Below are 23,100 nucleotides of genomic sequence, written 5' to 3' on the forward strand. Positions count from 1 at the left end.
ATATCGGCTTCTTTCATAATTCACTTAATCAATTATTAATTGGTAACTTAACTCTATTGGGCTAACCTTAAAAAGCATGTACTAAATTGGTTGTTCAATGAAATCTTTACGTTTAACACAATCATTATGACAGTATCATTGCTGTTAGCTGTCATTATTGGATTACAAACCCTTATTCTTGAACGTCAGTCTATAAGTAGCGAAAAGATTTAATTGATGAAGAGCATCAAAAAGAAGTCACTGCTGATTTCCAAGACATCAAACAAAAACTAGCAGCAGTTGAGAATTATTCTAATAAAGACATTATTGATTTAACTTTATTAAAAACGAATGGTTAAACACAAACTCATGAATGATTTATTAGAATTTATTTTTTGACGTTTAAATATTTATACACAACTAAGAATTTAACGAAGTCAATTAGTAAACTTTTAATCCTCTAAATACAAAAAATATTTAGAGGATTTTTTATGTATGCTAACTTTTAAGGAGTAACAACTTCAGGGCCACCATCTGTGATGGTCCAGTTAAATGTATCAGTCAATGTGTGTCTTGCAGTTTGTGCAGGTGAGTTTGGTGTGTACTGACTATTACCGGCATTAAATATCACATTGTCCTGTGGAATCTGTGTGCTCCAAGAATTTAACAAAGCGTCATAATTTTGTGTTGATAAATTTACACCGACAAACATGTTGGCCATATTAGTTATGTTTGCAATATTCCAACTGCTTAAATCTTGGTTAAATTCAATAGCGTCAGAAAACATTGCAGCCATACTTTTCGCAGACGTTAAATTCCATTGACTAATATCTTGATTGAACTTGCTTGCTTGTGAAAACATGGAATTAAAAGCTACTACAGAAGACACATCCCAATTTTGTATTGCTCCATTAAATGCGATTGCATTTTCAAACATTCTATTCATGTTGGTAATTTTCGAAACATCCCAGTCATTAAGATTTTGGTTAAAACTCTTAGCGTTTAAAAACATATGAGATAAATCTGTAGCCGCATCCAAACTCCAATTATTTAGAGGTTGATTAAACACTTCAGCATTATTAAAAAGCAGTGCTACGTTAGTAAGTGATGACACATCCCAGTCGTTTATATTTTGATTAAATGCAATCGCACTTTCGAACATAGCTTCCATATCAACCACACTTGAAACATCCCAATCGCCAATTTCCTGATTGAAATTTACAGTCCCTAGAAACATTCGGTTCATAGTTAAAACTGAAGACGTATTCCAGCCATCAATTGCACTATTAAATACACTTTGAATAAACATATAAGTCATATTCGTTACAGATGATATATCCCAATTATTTAATGGCTGTTGAAATGCTTTTGACCCTGCAAACATTGCAGTCATATCAATTACTGATGAAACATCCCAGCTATTTAAAGGTTGGTTGAAACTTTGTGTACCTGCAAACATCCCTTTCATGTCTGTAACATTTGAAACATCCCAATTACTTATATCTTGATTAAAATTTTCGGTATTACTAAACATAGAGTTCATGTTTGTCACTGATGAAACATTCCAGCCACTAATATCTTGATTAAAACTGTCAGCGCCATTAAACATACCATTCATATTTGTAACAGAAATTAAAATCGGAGAATCGTCAGCTTGCACTGTCATATTCGTCGCACCATTAAATGAGAGTGACATTGACAACCATTTATTTCCGCCCCAATGATCAACGGATAATAATTTTTGTGCATCTGAATTATTTAAGCCAGCAGTTTGAGCAAAATGAGGAAAATCACCGGTTATAGAAATCTGATAAGTACCTTCGCTTGCATATGTGTGCGTAATACTTTCAGTAACAGCTGTATCTATTTTGCCATCCCCCCAATCAACTGAGTAATTATATTCATTTGGGAAATCTTCAAGGTTGGCGGTTAACGTAATTTGATTGTCATTACTTGCGCCAGTGTTATCGGTTTTCCATGTGGTAATAAACGGATTGTCGATGACAGTCACGGTTTTTTCAATTTGAGTCGTTTGATTATTGCTGTCTTGTGCAGAAAATAATAATGAATAAGTACCCGCTTCATAAATGTCAATTTCATTTTGAACACTCAATGCTACTACGCCATCTTTTTCATCTATTGCTGTGGCTAATGTAGCTGGATCAAAATCAATATCAACACCTTGTAATAATTCAATTTCACTTTCGTTTTCAAACGTAATAACAGGAGCGAAATCTTCTTTGACTTCTATTAGACGTTCAATGATTGATTCATTGCCAGAGCTATCAATCACCTTGTAAATTAGGCTTTGCGTTCCTGTTTCATCTAAATTAATCGTATTGGTTTGCACAACAAAATCGGAATAATCATCGACACTAATACCCTGGTCTATATATTGATCGCTTGTAAAAAGCACAACATGACTGTCTCCAATTAAACTTAAAATTGGGCTTGTAGTGTCCTGAATATTTACAGTTCGACTAATAAATTCTGAAAGATTGCCCGCTGCATCTTTTGCTTGATACACCAAAGTATAGGTTCCAATTTTTGAGACATCCAAATCTCCAGAAACCGTAATCATAGCATTTGCATCTTCTTCTTTTTGCGCAACCACACCAGGCTCAATATAAGATTGACCTAATTCAAGCAGAATTTCGTTTTCACCTATCAATGAAATTACAGGAGCCGTTATATCTAACACAATCACTGTACGCGTTAAACTGGATTGATTACCCTGTGAATCCTTCGCAGTGTAAGTAACCGTATAAGATCCAGGTTCAGTTGTGTTAATTAATCCTGTAATTTCAACGGTAATTGAGCCGTCAATTTCATCCACAGCCTTAGCGCCTAACTCGGTATAATTTTCAAATTGATTTAGCTCAATTGTTTTTGGTCCCACCAATTCAATAACCGGTGCGTGGGTGTCGGGTGATAAAAAGTTTTTCAATTCACTACATGAAGTCATGCTTAAAACAGAAGCGAATATAATCATTTGAATAAAAAAATATTTCATATTCTTGAGATTCCTTGGGAAAAGTATTTAAAAGTAAATAATTTAATGGATTTTAAACCCTCTAAAAAATGTCAATATTTAGAGGGATTAAACGTATTTTTTATGGAGTTTCTACTACTGGACCACCGTCTGTAAGCTCCCAACCGTAAGTTTCAATTAATGCAGTTCGTGCTGTTTGCGCTAATGAATCACGTGTGTATTGACTCAAGCCAGCACTAAAGGTCACACCTTCCTGTGGAATTTGACTGCTCCAAGCGATTAACATCGCATCATAGTAATTCGTGTCTAGAAGCGCACCATAAAACATGCCATGCATTTCAGTAACTGAAGAAATGCCCCAATTACTTAGGTCTTGGTTAAAATCTGGCGCCCACAAAAACATCCCCCTTAAACTCGTGGCTGATGATGTATCCCAAGAACCAACATCACCATTAAAGGTACTTGCGTCTCTAAACATAAAACCAAAATCTGTAACGGAAAATGTATCCCATTCATTTAAATCTTTATTGAATGAAGTAGCAAAACTAAACATGCCATACATACTAGTCACAGAGGAAACATCCCAATTATTTAATGGTTGATTAAAATTCTCTGCGCCAAAAAACATATTTTTCATTGTTATAACTGATGAGGTATCCCAAGAATTTATATCTTTATTAAAATTCATCGCTCCGTCAAACATAGATTCCATGTCCGTCACAGAAGAAACATTCCAGTTTCCAAGGTCTTGATTGAAGTTTTCAGCATTAAGGAACATTCGATTCAATGAAGTAACTGATGATAAATCCCAATTATTAATTGCTGCATTAAAAGTGCTATAAAGAAACATATAAGCCATTTCGGTAACTGAAGACATATCCCAATTATCAAGAGGTTGTTGAAACGCTTTAGAGTATGAAAACATCACATTCATTTGAGTAACTGAAGATACATTCCAATTATTAATATTTTGATTAAATGCTTCGCTGGAACTAAACATGGCATTCATTTCAGTAACGCAGGACACATCCCACTCACCAATTTCTTGATTAAATATAACCGCACCATTAAACATAGAGCTCATATAGATAACCGATGACACATCCCAATTTCCAATATCCTTATCAAAAGCAATTGTCCAAGAAAACATACCACTCATATCAATCACGGACGAAACATCCCAATTTCCAATATCTTGGTCAAAAACGACGGTTCCAGAAAACATACTACTCATATTGGTCACGTTTGAAACATTCCAACTGCCAATATCTTGGTTAAAAGCAACGGCTCCATTAAACATACCGCTCATATTAGTCACATTGGATACATCCCAACCTCCAATATCTTGGTTAAATAATTCAGTGTTCGCAAACATAAAACTCATATTCGACACTAATGACAGATCAGGGACATCTAAAGCATTAATTTCTAGATTATCTGCATCAATAAATGCACGTGTCATAGACAGCCAAACATTACCGCCCCACTGATCAACCGATAATAATTTGTCACTATCTGATAACGCACCAAACCCATCAAAATAAATCTGCGGATAATCCCCAGCAATTGAAACTTGATAAGTACCTGCAAGCGAATAGGTATGCGTAATATTACCTGTCACATTTACATCAACGTGACCGTCTCCCCAATTCACTATGTAGCGATAACCATCAGGAAAATCTTCAAGGTTCGCCTCTAAAGTAATTTGGTTATCATTACTACTACCAGGATTATCGGTTTTCCATGTCGTGATAAATGGTGTATTTAATACAAAAATAGTTCGTGTAATTTCACTTTGTTGATTTATTGAGTCGGTTGCAGAGTAAGTGATGCTGTATTTACCAATAGTTTGCGTGTCTACTTCACCTGTTGTTGTGATTTCAACGATTCCATCACGTGCATCCATTGCGTTTGCACTTTGTTCTTCGTAAGTGTCGCCTTGGTATAAATATATAATTGGATCGCCGTTTAATACGATCTCTGGTGCCAAGTCTTTAATCACTTCTACAGTTCGAATAATACTTGCTTGATTGCCCGATAGATCCCTTGCTTGGTAGCGAATGTAATACGTGCCTTCTTTTTGTGTATTAACTGTGCCTGTCGTAATTAAATTTTGTTGAATGTCTTCGTTATTATCATAATTATCACTAGCAGTCGCACTGAGCTCTAAATACGTTTCCCCTAAAAATATACGAGTAAAACTTTCACCGTTTAATGTAATTTCTGGTGATTGTGTATCCACAATTATTACGTTACGTGTCACTTCAGAGGCAACATTGCCTGAAGAGTCAGACACATTATAAGTAAGGGTGTAAGTGCCTAAAACATCGTTATTCACTTCGCCAGTAATGACAGCAGTTAAATCCGAATCATAATTATCAGAAACCGATGCACCAAGTTCCACATAAGCAGCGCCATATCTTAGTAAACTTGTGGAGGGGCCAATTAAGCTGATAGTTGGCTTTGTTAAATCTTGCACCAACACATTGCGCATAACACTCGATTTATTCCCGCTTTGATCGGTAACGGTGTAAGTAAGAGCATAATCCCCCACTACCAATGAATTCACCGAACCTGTTAATGTGAATTCAGGACTGTCATCAAATAAATCTTCAAAAGAAACCCCTTTTTCCAAATACGTAGATCCCACCAGAATATTTTGAGTTTGCTTGCCAAATAACGTGACACTTGGGGTTGTGGTATCTTCAATGGTGATATGACGGGTGGCCTGGCCAATATTGCCTGAAGAGTCCGTTGCGTGATAAGTGACTGTTTGCATACCAAGTATATTGCTGTCCACTTCATTATACGAAACAGATAAAGATTGTTGATCAAAAGTATCAAATACCGTCACTCCTTCTTCTATATAAGTTGTACCCGCTTCTAACACAACGCCACTTTCACCTTTTAAAGTGATAATAGGAGCCAATGTATCAACAACCGTCACGGTTCGAGTAAGCTCCTTTGCTTGGTTGCCTGATGCATCCACAGCTTGATAGACCAAAGCATATTCACCTAATTGATTATCAATAACACTTCCTGTTATCGTAAATTCAATATTCTCATCATAGTTATCTGAAACAAGCGCGCCTGTTTCAATATAACTTTCGCCAAATTCTAAAGTAATGTTGTTTTGGCCATTTAAAATAAGAATAGGAGCCATTGTATCCAAAACTGTCACAGTTCGTGTGAGTTTGGTTTGGTTGCCCTGTGCATCAGTGGCAAAATATGTGACAACATAAGTACCAGGTTCTGCAGAATTAATTGCCCCTGACTGAACCACATTCACCTGGCCATCTACATCATCAACCGCATGAGCGCCCAGCTCAATGTAAGTTTCAAATTGACTAAGCACAATATTTTCAGGACCAACCAATTCAATTTTAGGGGCGGTGGTGTCTGGAGACAGTAAATTATTAACATCGCTGCAAGCAGCAAACGTTAATGCGCAGGTAATTACAAGAGAGTGTTTGAACATGATCTTTTAAATCCTTTGTGTAGCCAATATTTAAGAGGCAGAATATTTGAGGCGGATATTTTACCATACTAGGCTTGGAAATTATTCGATTTTTTTTGAATGTTATATGCTTGCAAGACTCAAAACCAAGACTCAAAACAGACACCCACTTTTGCTTTTTGAAAACGATCAGCCTTGTAGATTCCGGATTCATCGTCACAAGGATGTGACTAATTAGAATTGTGCCCGCCTAAATGGACTTAGGTGATAGAGCGACGCACTTTTACAGGGATGTAAATGTTAGAGCAATGCAGGAGCATATTGCCGAGGATACCAAAGCCGAAGAGTATGCAATCATTCGAAAAAACTATCCAAATCATTCAAAAAACAAAATTTGTAAAAACCCTCACAATGAATCCCGAGCCTACAATACAAAAAATGATCAATCTGTAGGTGCGTGATTCATTGCGCAAATATCTAGACCTAAAGTGATAAGACCTAAAGTGACACTCACTTTTAAACTTTGAATAATTTCTTAGATGGCCTGTAAACTGACTTAAATAATACTGTCCACAGTGCTCTCATAGCCGTTGCCACACCTAGTATTTAGTTATTTTACGAGTTCGAAAATAACTAAATAGTGAGAAACACAAAAAATAAAAAGAAAATTCTTCAATTTTAGGACGTAAGACAACAATTTCCTTGCAAAAATAAAATACACTACCTGTGCATTATTTAGAATTAATACATGGAGATTCCGAACCTGCTTTACACCATCTGGTCTGCGCCTCTTTAATTTAAAACATTAGTTACGCTTGTTTATGCAATTTAAACAAAATCAAAGGGAATATCTTATGCAAGTTATCAAATCTTTATTTTTTCCGGCAATTATTGCCTCTTCATGCGTGTCATGCAGTGAGTCAACCTTACTTGCCCCTGAGGTAACCGATACTAACACTACAGTTGCGACAAACACGGGTGAGAATATTGCTACCAATACTGAAAGCGGCAGTCAAACAGATTTTTCTACTGGTGCTGAAACAAAGACAGTATTAGATTCAGCAACGCATAGTCATTTGGTAACAAACTTGGACTTAGAAATTAGCACAGTAACTAATTCTGCAACCGGCACGGAGTTAAGCTCTCAAATTCAAACCCAAACCCAAACCCAAACTCAAACCCAAACCCAAACCCAAACTCAAACCCAAACTATAGTCACAACCAACACCGATGTTACATTCGAAATGCCTGAACTAATTGATCCAGATCCTACTCTTCTTTCATCATTAGACTTTTCAAAATTTATGACAGAATGCCTTGTAAGACACGAAGCGACCACTGTGGGTAGACTGACCAAATTGGATTGCAATGATTTAGTTCGGTCAGCAGATTATACTGGAATCGAACAGTTACATTATTTAACAGATTTAAATATAAATTATCCAAGCAATACTACAGATATATCTTTTCTTAAAGAATTGCCAAATTTAGAATATTTCGTTGGTTCATTTTCTAATATTACCGAAATTGATCTGTCTAATAATACAAAATTAAAATATTTAGATTTACGTAAATCGTATAAATTACAATCTATTGATTTAAAAAATAATATAGATTTACAAGTGTTGAAAATATCAGGAACAGATATCCAGTTAAATGTGCTTAACCAATTAGAAGAGTTAGAATTAGTCAGTGGTGTCAGTAATCTTAATTTACTGCCGCTTGATTCATTAGAATCATTAACCCTAGTTTATGCTAGTGAAACTACTCTAAATTTGACAGCCTTATCAAAACTAAAAACACTTAGTATCGTAGATAATATTCAGTTACAAAATATTATTGTTTCTGAAAATAATGAAATTGATACCTTTGAATTATCAGGACGAACAAAATTGTCTGATGTTGATTTTTCGAACTTTAAAAAATTGAGAAGCCTGTCATTAGAATACAGTAATGAACAAAATGTATTTGATGTATCCAATTTAACTGATCTGGTTTCAATTAAATATATAAGCGAGTTTTTTGACATTTATCAGCTAAGTAAACTAACTAAATTAGAATCTATATCTGTTGGTAATATGCCGCTGAAAAATTATGATTTTAAAGTGTTTACGCAACTTAAAAAGTTGCAATTATATAACGTGATTAGTGAAAGTATCGATTTGTCGGGCATAAATTCTCTGCAAGAATTCGAAATAAGATCAAATTCAAATAAAAGTATTAATTTAAACTATTTGCCAAACCTGATTCGCTTAAAAACATCTACGCAAAGAGGAATAACTGCGAGTTTTATAGGTACCGAAAATTTAAAATATGTTGATTTTGGCAATTATCCTTTAATTAACTTTAACCATAATAATTTAGCAAAACTAGAGTATTTAGGTTTGAAGTTCACACAATTACAAACATTAGATTTATCGGGAAATAAAAATCTGAATGACTTGGTGATAGGTTATGCATTTGAACTACAAGAAATAAATTTTCCACTTGAAAATAATCTAAAGAACATTTATGTGGAGTATGCAAATTTAAACCACATAGATATATCCCAATTAAACAAGTTAAAAAGTTTTGAAATAAAGATAAATCATCATGACGATAATGCAGAACTCAGCGGTGAATTAAAAACAATTTTTAAATTGCCTGCCAGTAATGACTTAACTATAGTCAGTATGCCAGATTTGAATGCATTGGATGTTGATATTTCTCCAGCTATAAATTTGCGAATATTAAATCTTGGCGGCACCATCGAGCAGGATACAGTTGATTTAAGCCAAAACACTCAATTACGTGATGTAACGATATCTCTCAATATAAAAAATCTAGACATCGATCAGAATTTACAACTTAAGTACCTAACAATTCGCTCATTGTCATTAAGCTGTGAGACTGTTGATTATTTAAATAACGCCCGATTTATTCACATCAATATTTCATTACCTAAAAATAGAGATCTAAATTGTGGCGCCTATTTACTTGTAGAAGATGTTAAATTGGCCGATTGCATCGATGCACAATTTAAATATATAGAGAATGTTGCCAACTTGGATTGTAACCAACCAAATCAGCCAATATTTATTAAGTCATTGGCCGGGTTGGAGAATTTTCCTAATTTAACTTCTTTAGATATTAGCTGTCATAGTGACGCAATAATTAACTTGAGCAAACTGCTTAAGCTTAAATCGCTTGGGATGTCATGTAAATATTTACAAGAATTAGATGTTAGTAAAAATACTGATTTAGAAGCTTTAGATTTAGAGCTTATGAGAGTTGGCCAAATTGATTTGAGTCACAATACAAAACTAAAAACGTTAGAGTTATACTCAGGAGCACTATCTGTATTAGATTTAGAAAATAATAATTCCTTAGAAAAAATAAAGATTAATTATGGTAATAATGCACTCATCTCATTTTTCGCACCAAGAGCAGGTATTTTAAGTTCAATTTATATTTCAGCCTACAATTTGAAAGTTATAGATTTGAGTAATATTCATTCATTACAAGATTACAAATTAAAAATTAGTCCAGACTCAATAACTTACATTTCAAGACAAGCGAATATAATATCAGGCGAATCAACAGGTTCGATAGAGCTTAGAAATTGACGTTTCGAAATACGAGCCGTCGGGTAGAATCCTGTTGACTTAAAGTGACACCTAACAAAAAAAGAAAAACAAGAAAAACAAGGACAGGAAGAAAACAAGGAAAAACAAGGAAAAACAAGGAAAAACAAGGAAAAACAAGGAAAAACAAGGAAAAACAAGGAAAAACAAGGAAAAACAAGGAAAAACAAGGACAGGCAACTAAATAAAAATCAATGACATCTAAAAATAAATAAGGCACATATTTTAGAAAATATGATGCCTTAACAAATTAATTTGTTAAAAAAGAGATCACACAGAGGGAGTTGCTACAATTATCGAGCATTGCTCAAATCGAAGGCGCAGAGAATTCAATCAAAATTTATTGATTCGAATAAAAGCTAATAAAATATGTATGAATAATAAAAAAGGAAGCTAAAGCCCAAGAACACTTAATGATTTCACCCAGCCACAAGCTCGCTTGAGTCCAAATTTAGAAAAATGCTGATCGATACTGGATGCTTTGCCAATTAAGTTAGCAAAGCTATTGTTGATATTCAGTGACGCATTTAAAAACAACGTTTCGGACAAATCGAGTCGAGTTAATATGTCGGGTAATTCACTATCGATTTTTCCTTTTTTACTTTCTGCACTTTGTTTTCCTGTCCAGTCTACTAATTCTAAATACGCCTTAGTTGAAATTTGAATGTGGGTTTTACAGTGTTTTGAAAGAGGTAATAAATCATTCGGTTGATCTTTTACTAGATTAGAATGGTTTGATTTTTTAAAGCACTCACTTCTTTTTTTGATTGATGTATATTCAGATTCTTCAGGTGTTTTAGTCATTTGAGCGCGCACAGGGTTTAAATCTACATAAACCATGGCGGCTAATAATCCTTCATCGTCTAAAATCGCTTTTGATTTATATCGACCCTCCCAAAATTTGCCTGTGCAGTTATCTTCAATATTTGAGAGTCTAGAAATCGGCTCATTAATATTTTTCATAAACCAACCAATATTAATCAATCGATTACGCCAAATTTCAACGGTTTCGGCTAGCAAAATACGTTCTTGTGGGTTGAGTTTTGAGCCATCTAAAAACGCTCTAGAGATCATCGTACCCGTATACAATTGATGCCAGCGCTTGATTACCTCGGCAGCAGACCAAGACTCAGCCTGCTTAACGTTCACGCTAATCACCAAATGATAATGGTTATTCATGATTGCATATGAGGCGATATCAATTGCAAATATGCTGGGCAGTTTTAATAAAATATCTTCAACCCATGCACGGCGATGCTCAAAATCTTGGTTGGTATACTCATCTTTACCGCACAGAAATGCGCGACGCACGCAACGGCAGGTAATTAAGTATTTTGTAGTAGCAGTATAATTTACTAGGCGTTTTCTCGCTTTTGTCATGTTGATTCCTAATTGATTAATCAAATGACAACAAATTCAATCCATTTGAATTATGTTGTCTTTATATTTATAAAATGATAGATCGATTGTGAGGGTTGTCAAATTATTTTAATTAGCCTGTCCTTTTAAAACTCTTTCTTTTAAAACTCCTTTTACTTTAAACTCCTTTTAAAACTCTTTAGACTCATTTCATGCTGGACAAGGCTTCACATTGACTAGTGAAAAAGAGGGTGTTACTTTAGGTTATTTGACCTCTATTTTTATATCAAATCGAAAATTTGGCTTAAATATGAGAGTGATTTTTTATGTAGGTTTACTTTTAAAGGAACATACTAAAGTTGTTTTGTTAACGTAAACGACAATCCATAATTATTTGTAAATTTACTTTTTCAAAGTTGGTGTCTTTTTTAGTTCTAATAGTTTAAATATTTCGAAAATGAAAGAATTACTGGCTGTGAAAATTGATATTTATAGCTTTCTAAATATTATATTTAGACTTCAATTTATAATAACTTACAATGTTAATAGTTACTAGGTATCCCTATGTCATTCAGCTTAAAAATTATAAATAATTACAAATCAATTAGTGCTATAAATAGCCCTGAATTACCTGACTTCACAATTTTAACTGGAAAAAATGGGCAAGGTAAAACTCATGTACTGGAAGGAATTAATAATAAAATAAAAACAAGCGATGATGATGGATTTGAAAACAGTGAAGTGCGATATTACTCATTTCTTGATTTACGACCTCCTACTGATAAAGCTTTTGATTTCCATGCTTATATGGGAAGGTTAATAAAAACTTTTCAACGACTTAAACAGTTAAAAAAACAAGCGCTAGATAAGTGCCGATCGAGAGATATTAATCATTACAATATTCCTATTAAGCATTTTGAATCATTTTCAGAGTTCTGTAAAATAAATAGTGAGGACTTAGAAAAATGCCTACCAGTTCATATTACTCTTAATATCGCATTGGAAAAAATACAAATATTAAAAGCAAGTATTGAAAAATCAGTAACTTTAAAGCTAATGCAATTAGAAGGAAATCATAATTCCTTAGAAAACATTCAGCCATTGCTTGAATGTTATCCACAATTATTACTTATTGAAAATGAGAGAGACTTCTTAATCAATCCTATAATTTTATTTGGAGAAGTGGATTTATTTAATTTGAATTTATCTAAAATTTTTGGAACTTATAGGTATATTATAAAAGGTAATTCAAATTATGAAATGGGTAGTGAAATTTCACCTCCCCCATGGGATTCAATTAATAAACTATTACTTGATTGCAATTTAGACTTTAAATTTAATCCACCCAACTTGGAAGAAATATCCGAAATCGATATAAGCCTTAAGCACAAAAATGGTAGTTTAATTAAATTCTCAGATCTCTCATCTGGAGAAAAAATCCTAATTTCTTTTGCTATTTTGACTTATAATATTTTAGAAAAAAATTTAGCTCCTGTAATACCAAATATTATTTTATTTGATGAGATAGATGCAACTCTCCATCCATCGATGATTAACAAATTAATTACATTAATTGAGGGTTATATTGTAAAAAATGGAGTTCGAGTTATCATGACCACACACAACCCTACTACAGTTGCACTTTCACCTGAATCAAGTATTCACATATTAGAAGCTACAGAAATCAATGAAAGTGGTTATTCTCATTTAATTGAACAAGTGTCAAAAGATAAGGCAATTTCATTATTAACGGCTGGAATACCGACACTGGCCATAAACACAAACCAACGATGCAATGTATTCGTAGAAAGCATATTTGACTCACAATTATATAACAAACTTTTTAATATATACAAAAATGAATTAGATCATCCTGGTTCACTTAATTTTATAAGTGTTGGATTTAAACATAGTGAAAAAGCTACAATTCAAAATGGAGGATGCAATCAAGTTAGAAAAATAGTTAGTGACTTTTATGAGAATGATAACTACCAAATTAAAGGATTAATTGATGGTGATAACGGCGATAACAAATCAGTTAATAATATATTTATATTATCTGAAAAAAGAAAGGCATTAGAATCTTTAATTTTAGATCCTCTCTTACTAGCTTTGGGGATTATAAAAAAAGGTAGCGATCACCACTTTGGAATACTAGGTTTAAGTGATTATACTTTTACAAAAATCACATTAGAACAAGATAACACATTCTGGATAGAGCCTATCAAAAAGCTGCAATACCACTTGTTGGGGAAAGGAATTGATAAAAACGGATCGACAACAATAGAATATTTAAACGGCTATAAATTAGAGGTTTTCAATGATTTTCTGTCACATAACGAACATGATCTGGTTAAAAAAATAAACGAAAAATTTGGATTCTTAAAATTTTGTGATAAAGATTTAAAAAATAAAAAACAAAATGATACAGAGATTATGGATTACATTGAAAGCATTTTAAAAGAACAGTATGGTTTTATCCCTTTAGAGTTGATAGAAACATTTAATAAAATACTTGAGAATTAACAATAATATTTAAAGAAAACGATCAGAGACAAATATTGACTTCATACCGCATAACTAATCATGGTATCTGAAATCAAGATTTGACTCATTTTTCTCAATAATGATAAATTAAAGTGACACTCACTTTTAAATTTTGTCCAATCAAAAAAAATGCGATGTCTATATAGGTCATCGCTTTTTGATTTAATACTGTGCATCTAAATAACGAATCAAATCCTTCATGTTTACTAATACTTAGTGCGAAAGTGGGTGTCTAGTTAATATTTTTAGTTAGTAGTTTTATTGAGTGATCTCATTGATCGTCTAATGCTTATCAAGCCTGCCACTTATCTTTGCTAAAAAATACGTAACAGCCAAGTTGGCAATCATTAAACCAAACATTATATTTGCGAGTGGGACTTCCCAAAGCGTAAACCAATGCAGGGTTTTAAACATTCCAGATATGATTAAGCCAAAAACAAAAACTATGAGTACTAAAATAAACCAAGTAGTGTTCATGCCTGACTTGTGATGATTGTTTTGTGGCACCGGGATATGAATAGGCACTGAGTTTTGATAGCCCTTAAGTTCTGCGGCGCGAACTTTTGCATCAAAAGCCTTCCACTTTTCTTGAGCGGCCTTGCTCATATCTAAACGTGAGGCGTCCAGCTGGCTGAGCTTTGTTTCAGCAATTGGGTGCAAAGGTTCTAGCTTTATACTTGTTTTAATCTTTTGGCAAAACTTGTCGAAAAGAGTTTGAAATTCAGCATACTCTCTTACATTCATATGGTAGAGGCGTAATTTTAAGTAGTGAGCATCACCCAGCGGATAAAGAAGTACTTGAGCTATTTTATCGTCAGCGTTGTATTCGTCGTAACACTGCCAGGTGTTTCCATTCACGGTTTCTGTGCGCCACTGAATAGCCGAGAAATGAACTTCATCGCAACCGTCATCGAATATGTCATCATCAACGTTTTCGTAATCATCGGCATTTTCTTTTCGTAATAATTGCTCTAGAAGCAGCTCAGCGTTTTGCAAATTATTGGGATCTAACAAACTTTTTTGATTTGCGTTTCGCACCACCCAAGTATCGGCGAAGAAACTTTCTTTAATGCCTTCTAACTCTGGGTACCAAGTATTGATAAAGCGGCGACGAAAGCAGAGTAAATTTCCGGTGTCCCCATCAATTTTTTTGAGCTCATCAATACGGTTTTTATCATCAATATCAAACAGATCGACGCTATCTTTTTGAGCAATATCGAAAAAGCCATCATAAAATTCAAAGGACTCGCGACCGGGCTCCGAGAACTGTGTGTCGACAAATTTGTGGCCTTCGGTTTCTAAAGTGGGGTAATTCAATGTCAGTTTGCTGCCCCAAATAGTCCAAGTGCGTTGCGCCCAATTTTTTAAAAATTCATGATTTTCCATCAGCCAACCCTCTTATCAGAAAACTCATACGCTTGGTGTTGTTCATTCATGGCGATTCTTTCCTTATCGGTATAGGGGCCGTATTGAATGCTCGGATCACCGCCACCGATATAATCGTAATGGGGGCTTTTTGGGATGTCTTCGCCTAACGCTGACGCGCGCAATTTAAGCGCGACTTGGTAATCAGTGCTGATCGGATCAATTTGGTTAAACAGCTCTTGGACTTGATCCGTCCAGCCATTGCCAAAGCGTTCATTGTAAAAATCATAACCCGGCTTGGTTTTAAAGTAATAAGTGTGCGTAATATAAGATTCTGCAATACCGCAATAAATAAGAAATGTTTGGAAGGCGGCATACAATGCCAGCAATATTGTGACGCTCCAAAGGTAGGTTGGCGAGTAGTCATTTTGAAGTAACCAAAATGAGATTAGGAAACTCAAAATGAAGGTCAATCGTGTGCTGGCTAAAACCAGATCATCTTTATCGCGGCTAATAGTCGTCGCGATAGAGGTTTGCTTGTTGAAGTATTCGCCACTGGGCTTTACAAAAGTGCTCAAGATTCTACCTAGTGCGAAATACAAAAATAGAAACGCGATCAACAATCCTAGAGCAAGTATTCCAAAAAAGTGAGCAAGATCAATCAGCCAAATGGGTGTGCCTGAATCGGACTCTTTTATATAGGGTATAAACACTTCGCTGATGTTATTTACCCATTCAGACACCCCTAAGCCGAACCAAAACAAGACTGAGGCAATGGAAATGGTGATGCAAATGTAGAAAGCGAAATTGACGATTGGATTACGTTGCATGGTAAGTGTCCACTAAATAGTTATTAAGATTGAGTACCTTCAAGGCTTCTTGAAAAGAAAGGGATATTGGAGGTATGGTTTAATTTTTACTTTGAGCCGACAGCGGATCATGCGAATGTTGGCGCCTCAGTATTTTCTAAAATTACAGCATCTGAAGCCGGCTGAAACGAATGAATATAGGAACCGCAAAAAGACTCATTCCCTTACTACTTAAGTATCTTACCCGAAATGACCAGACTCGGTCACCAACTAATCTCAATCAATTTGCACAAGAATAATCAAACTGAGCAATCAAGCTGAGCAATCAAATTGATCACTGGACTCAGTAAAATAGCCGCAAATAATCGAGTCAACGCAAAAAAAGCGATGTCTATAAAGATCACCGCTTTTTGAATTGAGTTATGGATATTTAAATCAGAGATTCCTTAATACTGCGCATCTAAATAACGAATCAAATCGGTCATGGTCACAATGCCGACTACTTCGTTGCTGTCGTTGACTACTGGCACACAGTGAAACTTACCCTTCGTTAATATATGGGTGGCCTGTCTTATGGTTTCGACTTCTTTGATTGATGTGATGTTGGTGTTCATGATCTCTTTGATTGTAAATTGCTGATCGATCATTGCGTCGATGCTGTGTTCGTCTGCGCCATTGATTACTACGTTTAATTTCATTAAGTCGGTTGCACTAATTAATCCCGCTAACTTTGTGCCATCTAACACTGGAACATGATCAATTTCAGATTCACAAATAATATGACGAACATCGCTAATTTTTTGACCAATGTGAACCGTTTTAACATCAGTTGACATGATTTTAGTAATGGATTCATTCTTTTTCATTATTGAGCCTTTTTTGTAATTTGAATGTTAAATGGAAATTTGTTTTTCTAGTGATTATTCTGCGCTTACGCGTTTAGAATTAAATACCTACTTGTGTCTATTTTTACATGCTTATATAGGTATGGAGTCATCCAGTTTAAAAGCGGTTTTATGTTAAAAATTTCTATATAATGCGCGTTTTAAATTGAGAAGTGATCAATCTAGTGCAGACTTTGGCCCAATTAGATAATTCAGAATTAATCGGTGTAACGCGTTTACAGCTGAGTGAAAATTTAACCCGCTTTCCTGAGGCGATTTTTGATTTGGCTGAGAGTCTAGAAATTTTAGATTTATCCAATAACCAATTATCGGATTTACCAGAAGATTTACATCGCTTAACTAAGCTTAAAATTTTATTTTGCTCCAATAATGCATTTACACAAATTCCAACTTGTTTAGCCAAATGTCCACAACTTGAAATGATCGGTTTTAAAAGCAATCAAATTGCAAAAGTAGATGAGCGCGCACTGCCATTAATCACTCGATGGTTAATACTAACGGACAATCAAATAACCAAATTGCCAGAATCCATTGGCAAGCTTCACCGATTGCAAAAATTGGCGTTAGCGGGTAATCAATTAAGTGCGCTTCCAGCATCCATTGCTGAATGCAAAAATCTTGAGCTAATACGATTGTCTGCAAATAAGTTAGAACAATTTCCTGATGTGCTATTAGATTTACCCAAATTAGCGTGGTTAGCGTTTTCAGGTAATCCATGTTGTGATGCTCGTGATCAACATGAAGAATTTAAGACAGTTAAATTTGCCGATGTGACATTATTAGAAGTATTGGGTCAAGGTGCGTCAGGTGTCATTTCAAAAGCGCAGTGGATTAAAAATGAATTTGATTTTCCTGCTGAAATTGCGGTAAAAGTATTTAAAGGCAAGATCACAAGTGATGGTTATCCAATAGATGAATTAGACGCCTGCTTGGCAACAGGGGAACATCCAAATTTAGTTACACCTTTAGCTAAAATATCACAAGAAGACTGTTCGGCATTGATCATGGAATTGATTCCAAGGGACTATTATAATTTAGGACAACCACCAAGTTTGCAAAGTTGTACGCGTGATACGTTTACGAAAGGGCAAAAATTTAACATTCAACAAATTAAAAAAATCATCGAGCAAATGGATGTGTTGCATCAACACTTTAGTGATAAAAATATCAGTCATGGCGATTTGTATGCGCACAATGTGATGTTAAATCAAGATGATCATGTCTTGCTTGGAGATTTTGGCGCTGCTTCAAAATATGGACATTTAACGTTAAAGCAAAAACAAGGCGTACAAAGAATTGAAACACGAGCCTTACAGTTTTTTATTGAAGATATGTTATCGCTGTGTGACTCATGTGATGTCAACTCAAAAGAATATGCAAAATTGAAGCAAAGAATTTGAGATGATTCATTAAGCTTAATGTTCGCTTTAATGTAAAAGCTGGATGTTACAAACATATAAATTATTCGGAGTTTCCCTGAGTAATATATAATTTTTCTGAATCAAGTGTTTCATTAAATACACTGATATATAACTGCTCAATTGTAGTAATAAAATGAGCACTGTCGTTAAGGGTTTTTGCTCCAATTAATGCGCCCTGTAATGTGGAAAATATAAAATTCGATACGCCATTGATGTTTTTATTATCGTTAAATTCGGAATCTTTTTTTAATGTATGACGAATCCAGTTTAAATTTAATGAGTAAAACTGTTTAAGCCCAGTTTTCATGTTTTCTGATATTTCAGTTTGTTCGGCACTTAAAACGATGCATGCGCACATTTTTTTTTCTTTTGTTAGCTCAGTTAAAAACATATTAATATAATAAATAATTGCGTCTTTAGCTGATAAAACTTCAACGTGCTCATTGAATAAATGTTGACGAAATTTTTCGCTGTAGTTATCAATAACCGCCAAGCCAATGTCTTCTTTTTTAGGAAAATGATAATGCACACTTGAGCTTTTAATGCCGAGTTGATCGGCGATGGTTCGAAAACTAAACGAGCTATATCCGCCGGTTCTGATGCACAGTTCAGCTATTTCAATTAATTGTTCGCGAGTACTCAATATTATCTCCACAAAAGTAGGTTGGATTTTGAGATGAGTATAATTAAATAAATATGCGCAGTAAAATTTAAAGAACCTTTGATTTAGAATGATAAATCTTTCTAAATCAGAGGTTCCTTAATATAATGCGCATTTTTATTTTTTGAACATTATGATTTTTTATAGGTTACGGCCTTTAAATTAGGTAAATCGGTTATAGTGCCTAAACCAACTTCTGCGGCTAAACCGATGGACTCACTAAGGGTCGGGTGAGCATGTATTGTTAACGCTATATCTTCAATGTTGACACCAAATTCAATGGCAAGTGACAGCTCACCTAATAATTCTCCTGCATTGATTCCAACAATGCCAGCTCCCAATAATAGCCCTGTTTCTTTGGCAAAAATAAGTTTGGTTTTACCTTCACTTCGATTAGCACCTAATGCGCGTCCGCTGGCTGACCAAGGAAAAACAGAAACTTCATAATTGATCCCTTTGTGTTTGGCTTCTTTTTCAGTTATGCCTGTCCAAGCAATTTCTGGATTAGTGTAAGCAATGGACGGGATGGTTTTTACATCAAAAACCACATTATGATCACAGATAACTTCAGCAGCAATATTTGCTTCGTGTGTGGCTTTGTGTGCAAGCATAGGTGGGCCATTAATATCGCCAATGGCATAAATATGTGGAATATTCGTTTGCATTTTATTATTTACAGGAATAAAACCTTGGGCATTAATTTCAAGCCCAATGGCATTACCAGAAAGTAAGTGTCCATTAGGTGAGCGACCTACTGCAACTAAAATGGCGTCAAACTCTTCCGCTGATGCTTGCGTGTCATTTAATATCGTAACTGACAGTGCGTGTGAATCAGCGATTACTTCGGTCACTTTACTATTAAGGCGAACATCAAAACGTTTGGCATTGTAACGCTGGTAGACCTTTATTAAATCTTTGTCGGCTGCTGGAATTAATTGCTCATTAAATTCAACGATAGTGACTTTACTGCCTAATGCTTCGTAAATCGTTGCCATTTCAAGCCCAATAATGCCACCGCCAATGACTAAGAAGCGCTTTGGTATAAATGGGATACTTAAAGCATCTGTGCTGTTCCAAACTCGTAAGTCTTCATTAGGAATAAAAGGCAGTTCAACTGAGCGGGAACCCGCGGCAATTATGCATTCATTAAAATCATAAATGTCCTCGCCAATTTGCACGGAGTTCTTTGTTAAAAATTGAGCCTCACCTTTAACAACATTGACGTTTCGGCCTTTTGCCATTAAACCCACACCGCTCGATAATTTTCTTACTGTCGCGTTTTTAAATGCTTTAACTTTGTCCAAATCAACAGAAGCCGAATCAGTGATTACGCCAATTTCAGAGGCGTCATTTACTTCATTGATTACATCAGCCACATGTAAAAGTGCCTTAGAAGGGATGCAACCTACATTCAGGCACACACCACCTAAGTCGGAATATTTTTCAACTAAGGTGACTTTTTTACCAAGGTCTGCCAACCTAAAAGCCGCGCTGTGACCGCCAGGTCCTGACCCTATTACTAAGACTTCTGTAGTGTGATGCGCCATTGGATGCCTCTTATTATTTTAAATTTAAACGATCTATCTATCCACCTATCCACCTATCTACCTATAGGTAGATAGGTTAGCAAGAAAGTTTCATTTAGTAAAATTATAATTCAGAAAAATACAGTGTGATTTACAAAAAGAAACAGATTTTTAGGATGAAAATCAGGCAAGATAAAAGCAGAAATTGCTCAGTTGTTATGCAGGAAATGCACTAATTTAAAGTATTGTGAAAGTGGTTAATGCGCCTAGGCATGCTACTTTTTTAAAGCTTAAACCTGCGCAAAACGCGAAGTGTCACTGAGCCATCGTTTAATTAAGGGTTCAATGTTTTCGGGATAGTCACGAATAATACTATTGGCCAGCTGTTCAATTTGAGGCAATAACGCCTGATCCCTTATAATGTCTGCAATTTTAAATTGCATGGCACCAGTTTGCCTGGTGCCTAATACTTCGCCAGGGCCTCGTAGCTCTAAATCTTTTTGCGCAATGGCAAACCCGTCGTTGGTCTCACGCATGACTTGCAATCGTTCTCTGCCAATTTGTGAAACGGTTTCACCGTACATCAAAATACAAAAACTCTCTTGCGAGCCACGGCCAACACGCCCACGTAATTGGTGTAATTGCGACAAACCTAGACGTTCTGGATTTTCAATGATCATCACTGATGCATTAGGCACATCGACCCCAACTTCAATTACCGTGGTTGCCACTAATACTTGAATTAAACCCTGCTTGAAATCGCTCATGATACTGGCTTTGTCTTTGGGTTTCATTTTGCCATGCACTAATCCGACTTTATGAGGATGCAGTTGCGTCGTTAAGGTTTCAAATGTTTTTTGGGCGGCCTCTAATTCCATTTCTTCGTTTTCATCAATCAGTGTACACACCCAATAAATTTGCTTGCCTTCTGAACAGGCAACATTTACTCGCTCAACTACTTGAGGTCTGCGTTGTTGTGCAATTAACGTGGTTTTAATGGGTGTTCGCCCTGGCGGTAGCTCATCAATTACCGAGCAATCTAAATCTGCATAAGCACTCATGGCTAAGGTTCTAGGAATGGGTGTCGCGGTCATGGTTAATTGATGCACATGGCCGTGTTTGCCTTTTTCTTTTAAGGCCAAGCGCTGATCCACACCAAAGCGATGTTGCTCATCAATTATAGCTAAGGCTAAGTTATTAAATTCCACGCTGTCTTGAAATAATGCATGCGTCCCTACCACCATTTTTGCTTCGCCAGAAACAATCATCGCTAGCGCTTCGTCACGTTGCTTTTTGGTTTGTTTGCCCACTAACCAAGCCACTTTTACCCCTAGCGGCTCAAGCCATTGGGTAAAATTATTAAAATGCTGCTCCGCTAAAATTTCAGTAGGCGCCATCATCGCCACTTGAAAACCATGCTCAATCACTTGCAACGCACTTAAAATAGCCACCAATGTTTTACCCGAACCCACATCACCCTGTACTAAACGAAGCATCGGCGAGGCGACGGATAAATCCTGTGCAATTTCAGCCACGACTTTTGTTTGTGCATTGGTTAATGCAAAAGGAAGTGCACTTAATAATTGAGTTTTTAAGTTTTGAGTATCTGTAAATGCAATAGAATGTTGTTGTTTTAGAATCGCACGGTGCTTTTTTAAACTTAAGTGATGGGCTAATAATTCTTCAATGGCTAAGCGTTTTTGCGCGGGGTGACACCCTTGTAATAAGTCTTGAATGTCATCTTGTCGCTGCGGATGATGAATCACATTTAACGCATCAGCCAACGTCGGTAATTTATAATGCTCTAATAATAAAGCAGGCAACAACTCCGTTAAAATAGTTTGTCGACTCTCGATAACTTGCTCAACTAACAAGCGTACTTTGTTTTGGGTAATGCCATCGGTAATGGGATATAAAGGTGTCAGGGTATTATCGAGTGGGGTATTTAAATGTTTGAGTACTTGGTATTCAGGATGATAAATTTCAAAACCCGATTGCCCAGGTCGAATCTCCCCGTAACAACGCACAATATTGCCTTCTTTAAATTGGTCTTGTTGACCTTTAGTAAAGAAATAAAAACGCAATCCTACTGAGCCAGTCTCGTCATTTAAGCGCACCAACAAACTGCGTTTTTTCCCAAACATCACTTGGCTGTATGTGACTTTACCTTGCACCACGCCCGCCATATTTGCCTTCAAAAACTTCATAGGTAATATGCGAGTACGATCTTGATATTTATAAGGTAAATGAAACAACAAATCCTGCTTAGAAAATACATGCATTTTATGCAGTTTCTCTAATAGCTTGGCACCTACTCCTTTTAGGGATAATAGATCATCTTTTGCGCTCATTATAAATACTCAAGTTGGGTTGGTTGGTTTTTATTAATCATATCACTAAATGAGATTTGAACGAATTTTTAGCTGTCTGCATGTTTATCACTTCCTTGTGCTATT

At 35.4% G+C, this 23,100-nt stretch carries 13 protein-coding genes; 4 read left to right on the forward strand and 9 right to left on the reverse strand.

The window, feature by feature from the left end; translation table 11 throughout:
- Positions 1-484: 484 nt before the first annotated feature.
- Complete coding sequence (locus TYM08_RS00565) at positions 485-2,992, reverse strand: BspA family leucine-rich repeat surface protein (protein ID WP_422381026.1); 2,508 nt, start codon at positions 2,990-2,992, stop codon at positions 485-487.
- Between the two features lie 100 nt (positions 2,993-3,092).
- Positions 3,093-6,449: a BspA family leucine-rich repeat surface protein gene (locus TYM08_RS00570; RefSeq protein WP_422381027.1), complete on the reverse strand. Its 3,357-nt coding sequence runs from the start codon at positions 6,447-6,449 to the stop codon at positions 3,093-3,095.
- 800 nt (positions 6,450-7,249) lie between these two features.
- Here TYM08_RS00570 and TYM08_RS00575 point away from each other — a divergent pair.
- Positions 7,250-10,033: a hypothetical protein gene (locus TYM08_RS00575; protein ID WP_422381028.1), complete on the forward strand. Its 2,784-nt coding sequence runs from the start codon at positions 7,250-7,252 to the stop codon at positions 10,031-10,033.
- 44 nt (positions 10,034-10,077) lie between these two features.
- The gene (locus tag TYM08_RS00580) at positions 10,078-10,239 is read left to right on the forward strand and encodes a hypothetical protein (protein ID WP_422381029.1); all 162 of its coding nucleotides are present in this window, start codon (positions 10,078-10,080) and stop codon (positions 10,237-10,239) included.
- Between the two features lie 205 nt (positions 10,240-10,444).
- Here TYM08_RS00580 and TYM08_RS00585 read toward each other — a convergent pair whose 3' ends face one another.
- Positions 10,445-11,431, reverse strand: coding sequence for a transposase (locus tag TYM08_RS00585; protein WP_422381030.1), 987 nt, complete (start codon positions 11,429-11,431; stop codon positions 10,445-10,447).
- A gap of 543 nt (positions 11,432-11,974) precedes the next feature.
- Here TYM08_RS00585 and TYM08_RS00590 point away from each other — a divergent pair.
- The gene (locus TYM08_RS00590; protein WP_422381031.1) at positions 11,975-13,936 is read left to right on the forward strand and encodes an AAA family ATPase; all 1,962 of its coding nucleotides are present in this window, start codon (positions 11,975-11,977) and stop codon (positions 13,934-13,936) included.
- 303 nt (positions 13,937-14,239) lie between these two features.
- Here TYM08_RS00590 and TYM08_RS00595 read toward each other — a convergent pair whose 3' ends face one another.
- From TYM08_RS00595 to TYM08_RS00605, 3 genes are all read right to left on the reverse strand, one after another.
- On the reverse strand, positions 14,240-15,343 hold the full coding sequence (locus tag TYM08_RS00595; protein WP_422381032.1) for a hypothetical protein: 1,104 nt from the start codon (positions 15,341-15,343) through the stop codon (positions 14,240-14,242).
- Positions 15,343-16,152, reverse strand: coding sequence for a hypothetical protein (locus TYM08_RS00600; RefSeq protein WP_422381033.1), 810 nt, complete (start codon positions 16,150-16,152; stop codon positions 15,343-15,345). The genes TYM08_RS00595 and TYM08_RS00600 overlap by 1 nt, the downstream gene beginning before the upstream one ends.
- Positions 16,153-16,577: 425 nt before the next feature.
- Entirely contained in the window at positions 16,578-16,997 is a 420-nt protein-coding gene (locus TYM08_RS00605; protein ID WP_422381034.1) for a CBS domain-containing protein, read from the reverse strand.
- A gap of 203 nt (positions 16,998-17,200) precedes the next feature.
- Between TYM08_RS00605 and TYM08_RS00610 the strand changes: the two genes are divergently transcribed.
- Entirely contained in the window at positions 17,201-18,436 is a 1,236-nt protein-coding gene (locus TYM08_RS00610; RefSeq protein WP_422381035.1) for a leucine-rich repeat domain-containing protein, read from the forward strand.
- Between the two features lie 61 nt (positions 18,437-18,497).
- Here the strand turns inward: TYM08_RS00610 and TYM08_RS00615 are convergent, their stop codons facing one another.
- The 3 genes from TYM08_RS00615 to recG all read right to left on the reverse strand — a co-directional run bounded on the left by TYM08_RS00615 (position 18,498) and on the right by recG (position 22,995).
- Complete coding sequence (locus TYM08_RS00615; protein WP_422381036.1) at positions 18,498-19,100, reverse strand: TetR/AcrR family transcriptional regulator; 603 nt, start codon at positions 19,098-19,100, stop codon at positions 18,498-18,500.
- A gap of 149 nt (positions 19,101-19,249) precedes the next feature.
- Entirely contained in the window at positions 19,250-20,665 is a 1,416-nt protein-coding gene (gene lpdA / locus TYM08_RS00620; protein ID WP_422381037.1) for a dihydrolipoyl dehydrogenase, read from the reverse strand.
- 269 nt (positions 20,666-20,934) lie between these two features.
- Complete coding sequence (gene recG, locus TYM08_RS00625) at positions 20,935-22,995, reverse strand: ATP-dependent DNA helicase RecG (protein WP_422381038.1); 2,061 nt, start codon at positions 22,993-22,995, stop codon at positions 20,935-20,937.
- Between the last annotated feature and the right edge of the window lie 105 nt (positions 22,996-23,100).

This window comes from Marinicellulosiphila megalodicopiae (assembly GCF_045862395.1).
Classification (GTDB): domain Bacteria; phylum Pseudomonadota; class Gammaproteobacteria; order Pseudomonadales; family Natronospirillaceae; genus Marinicellulosiphila; species Marinicellulosiphila megalodicopiae.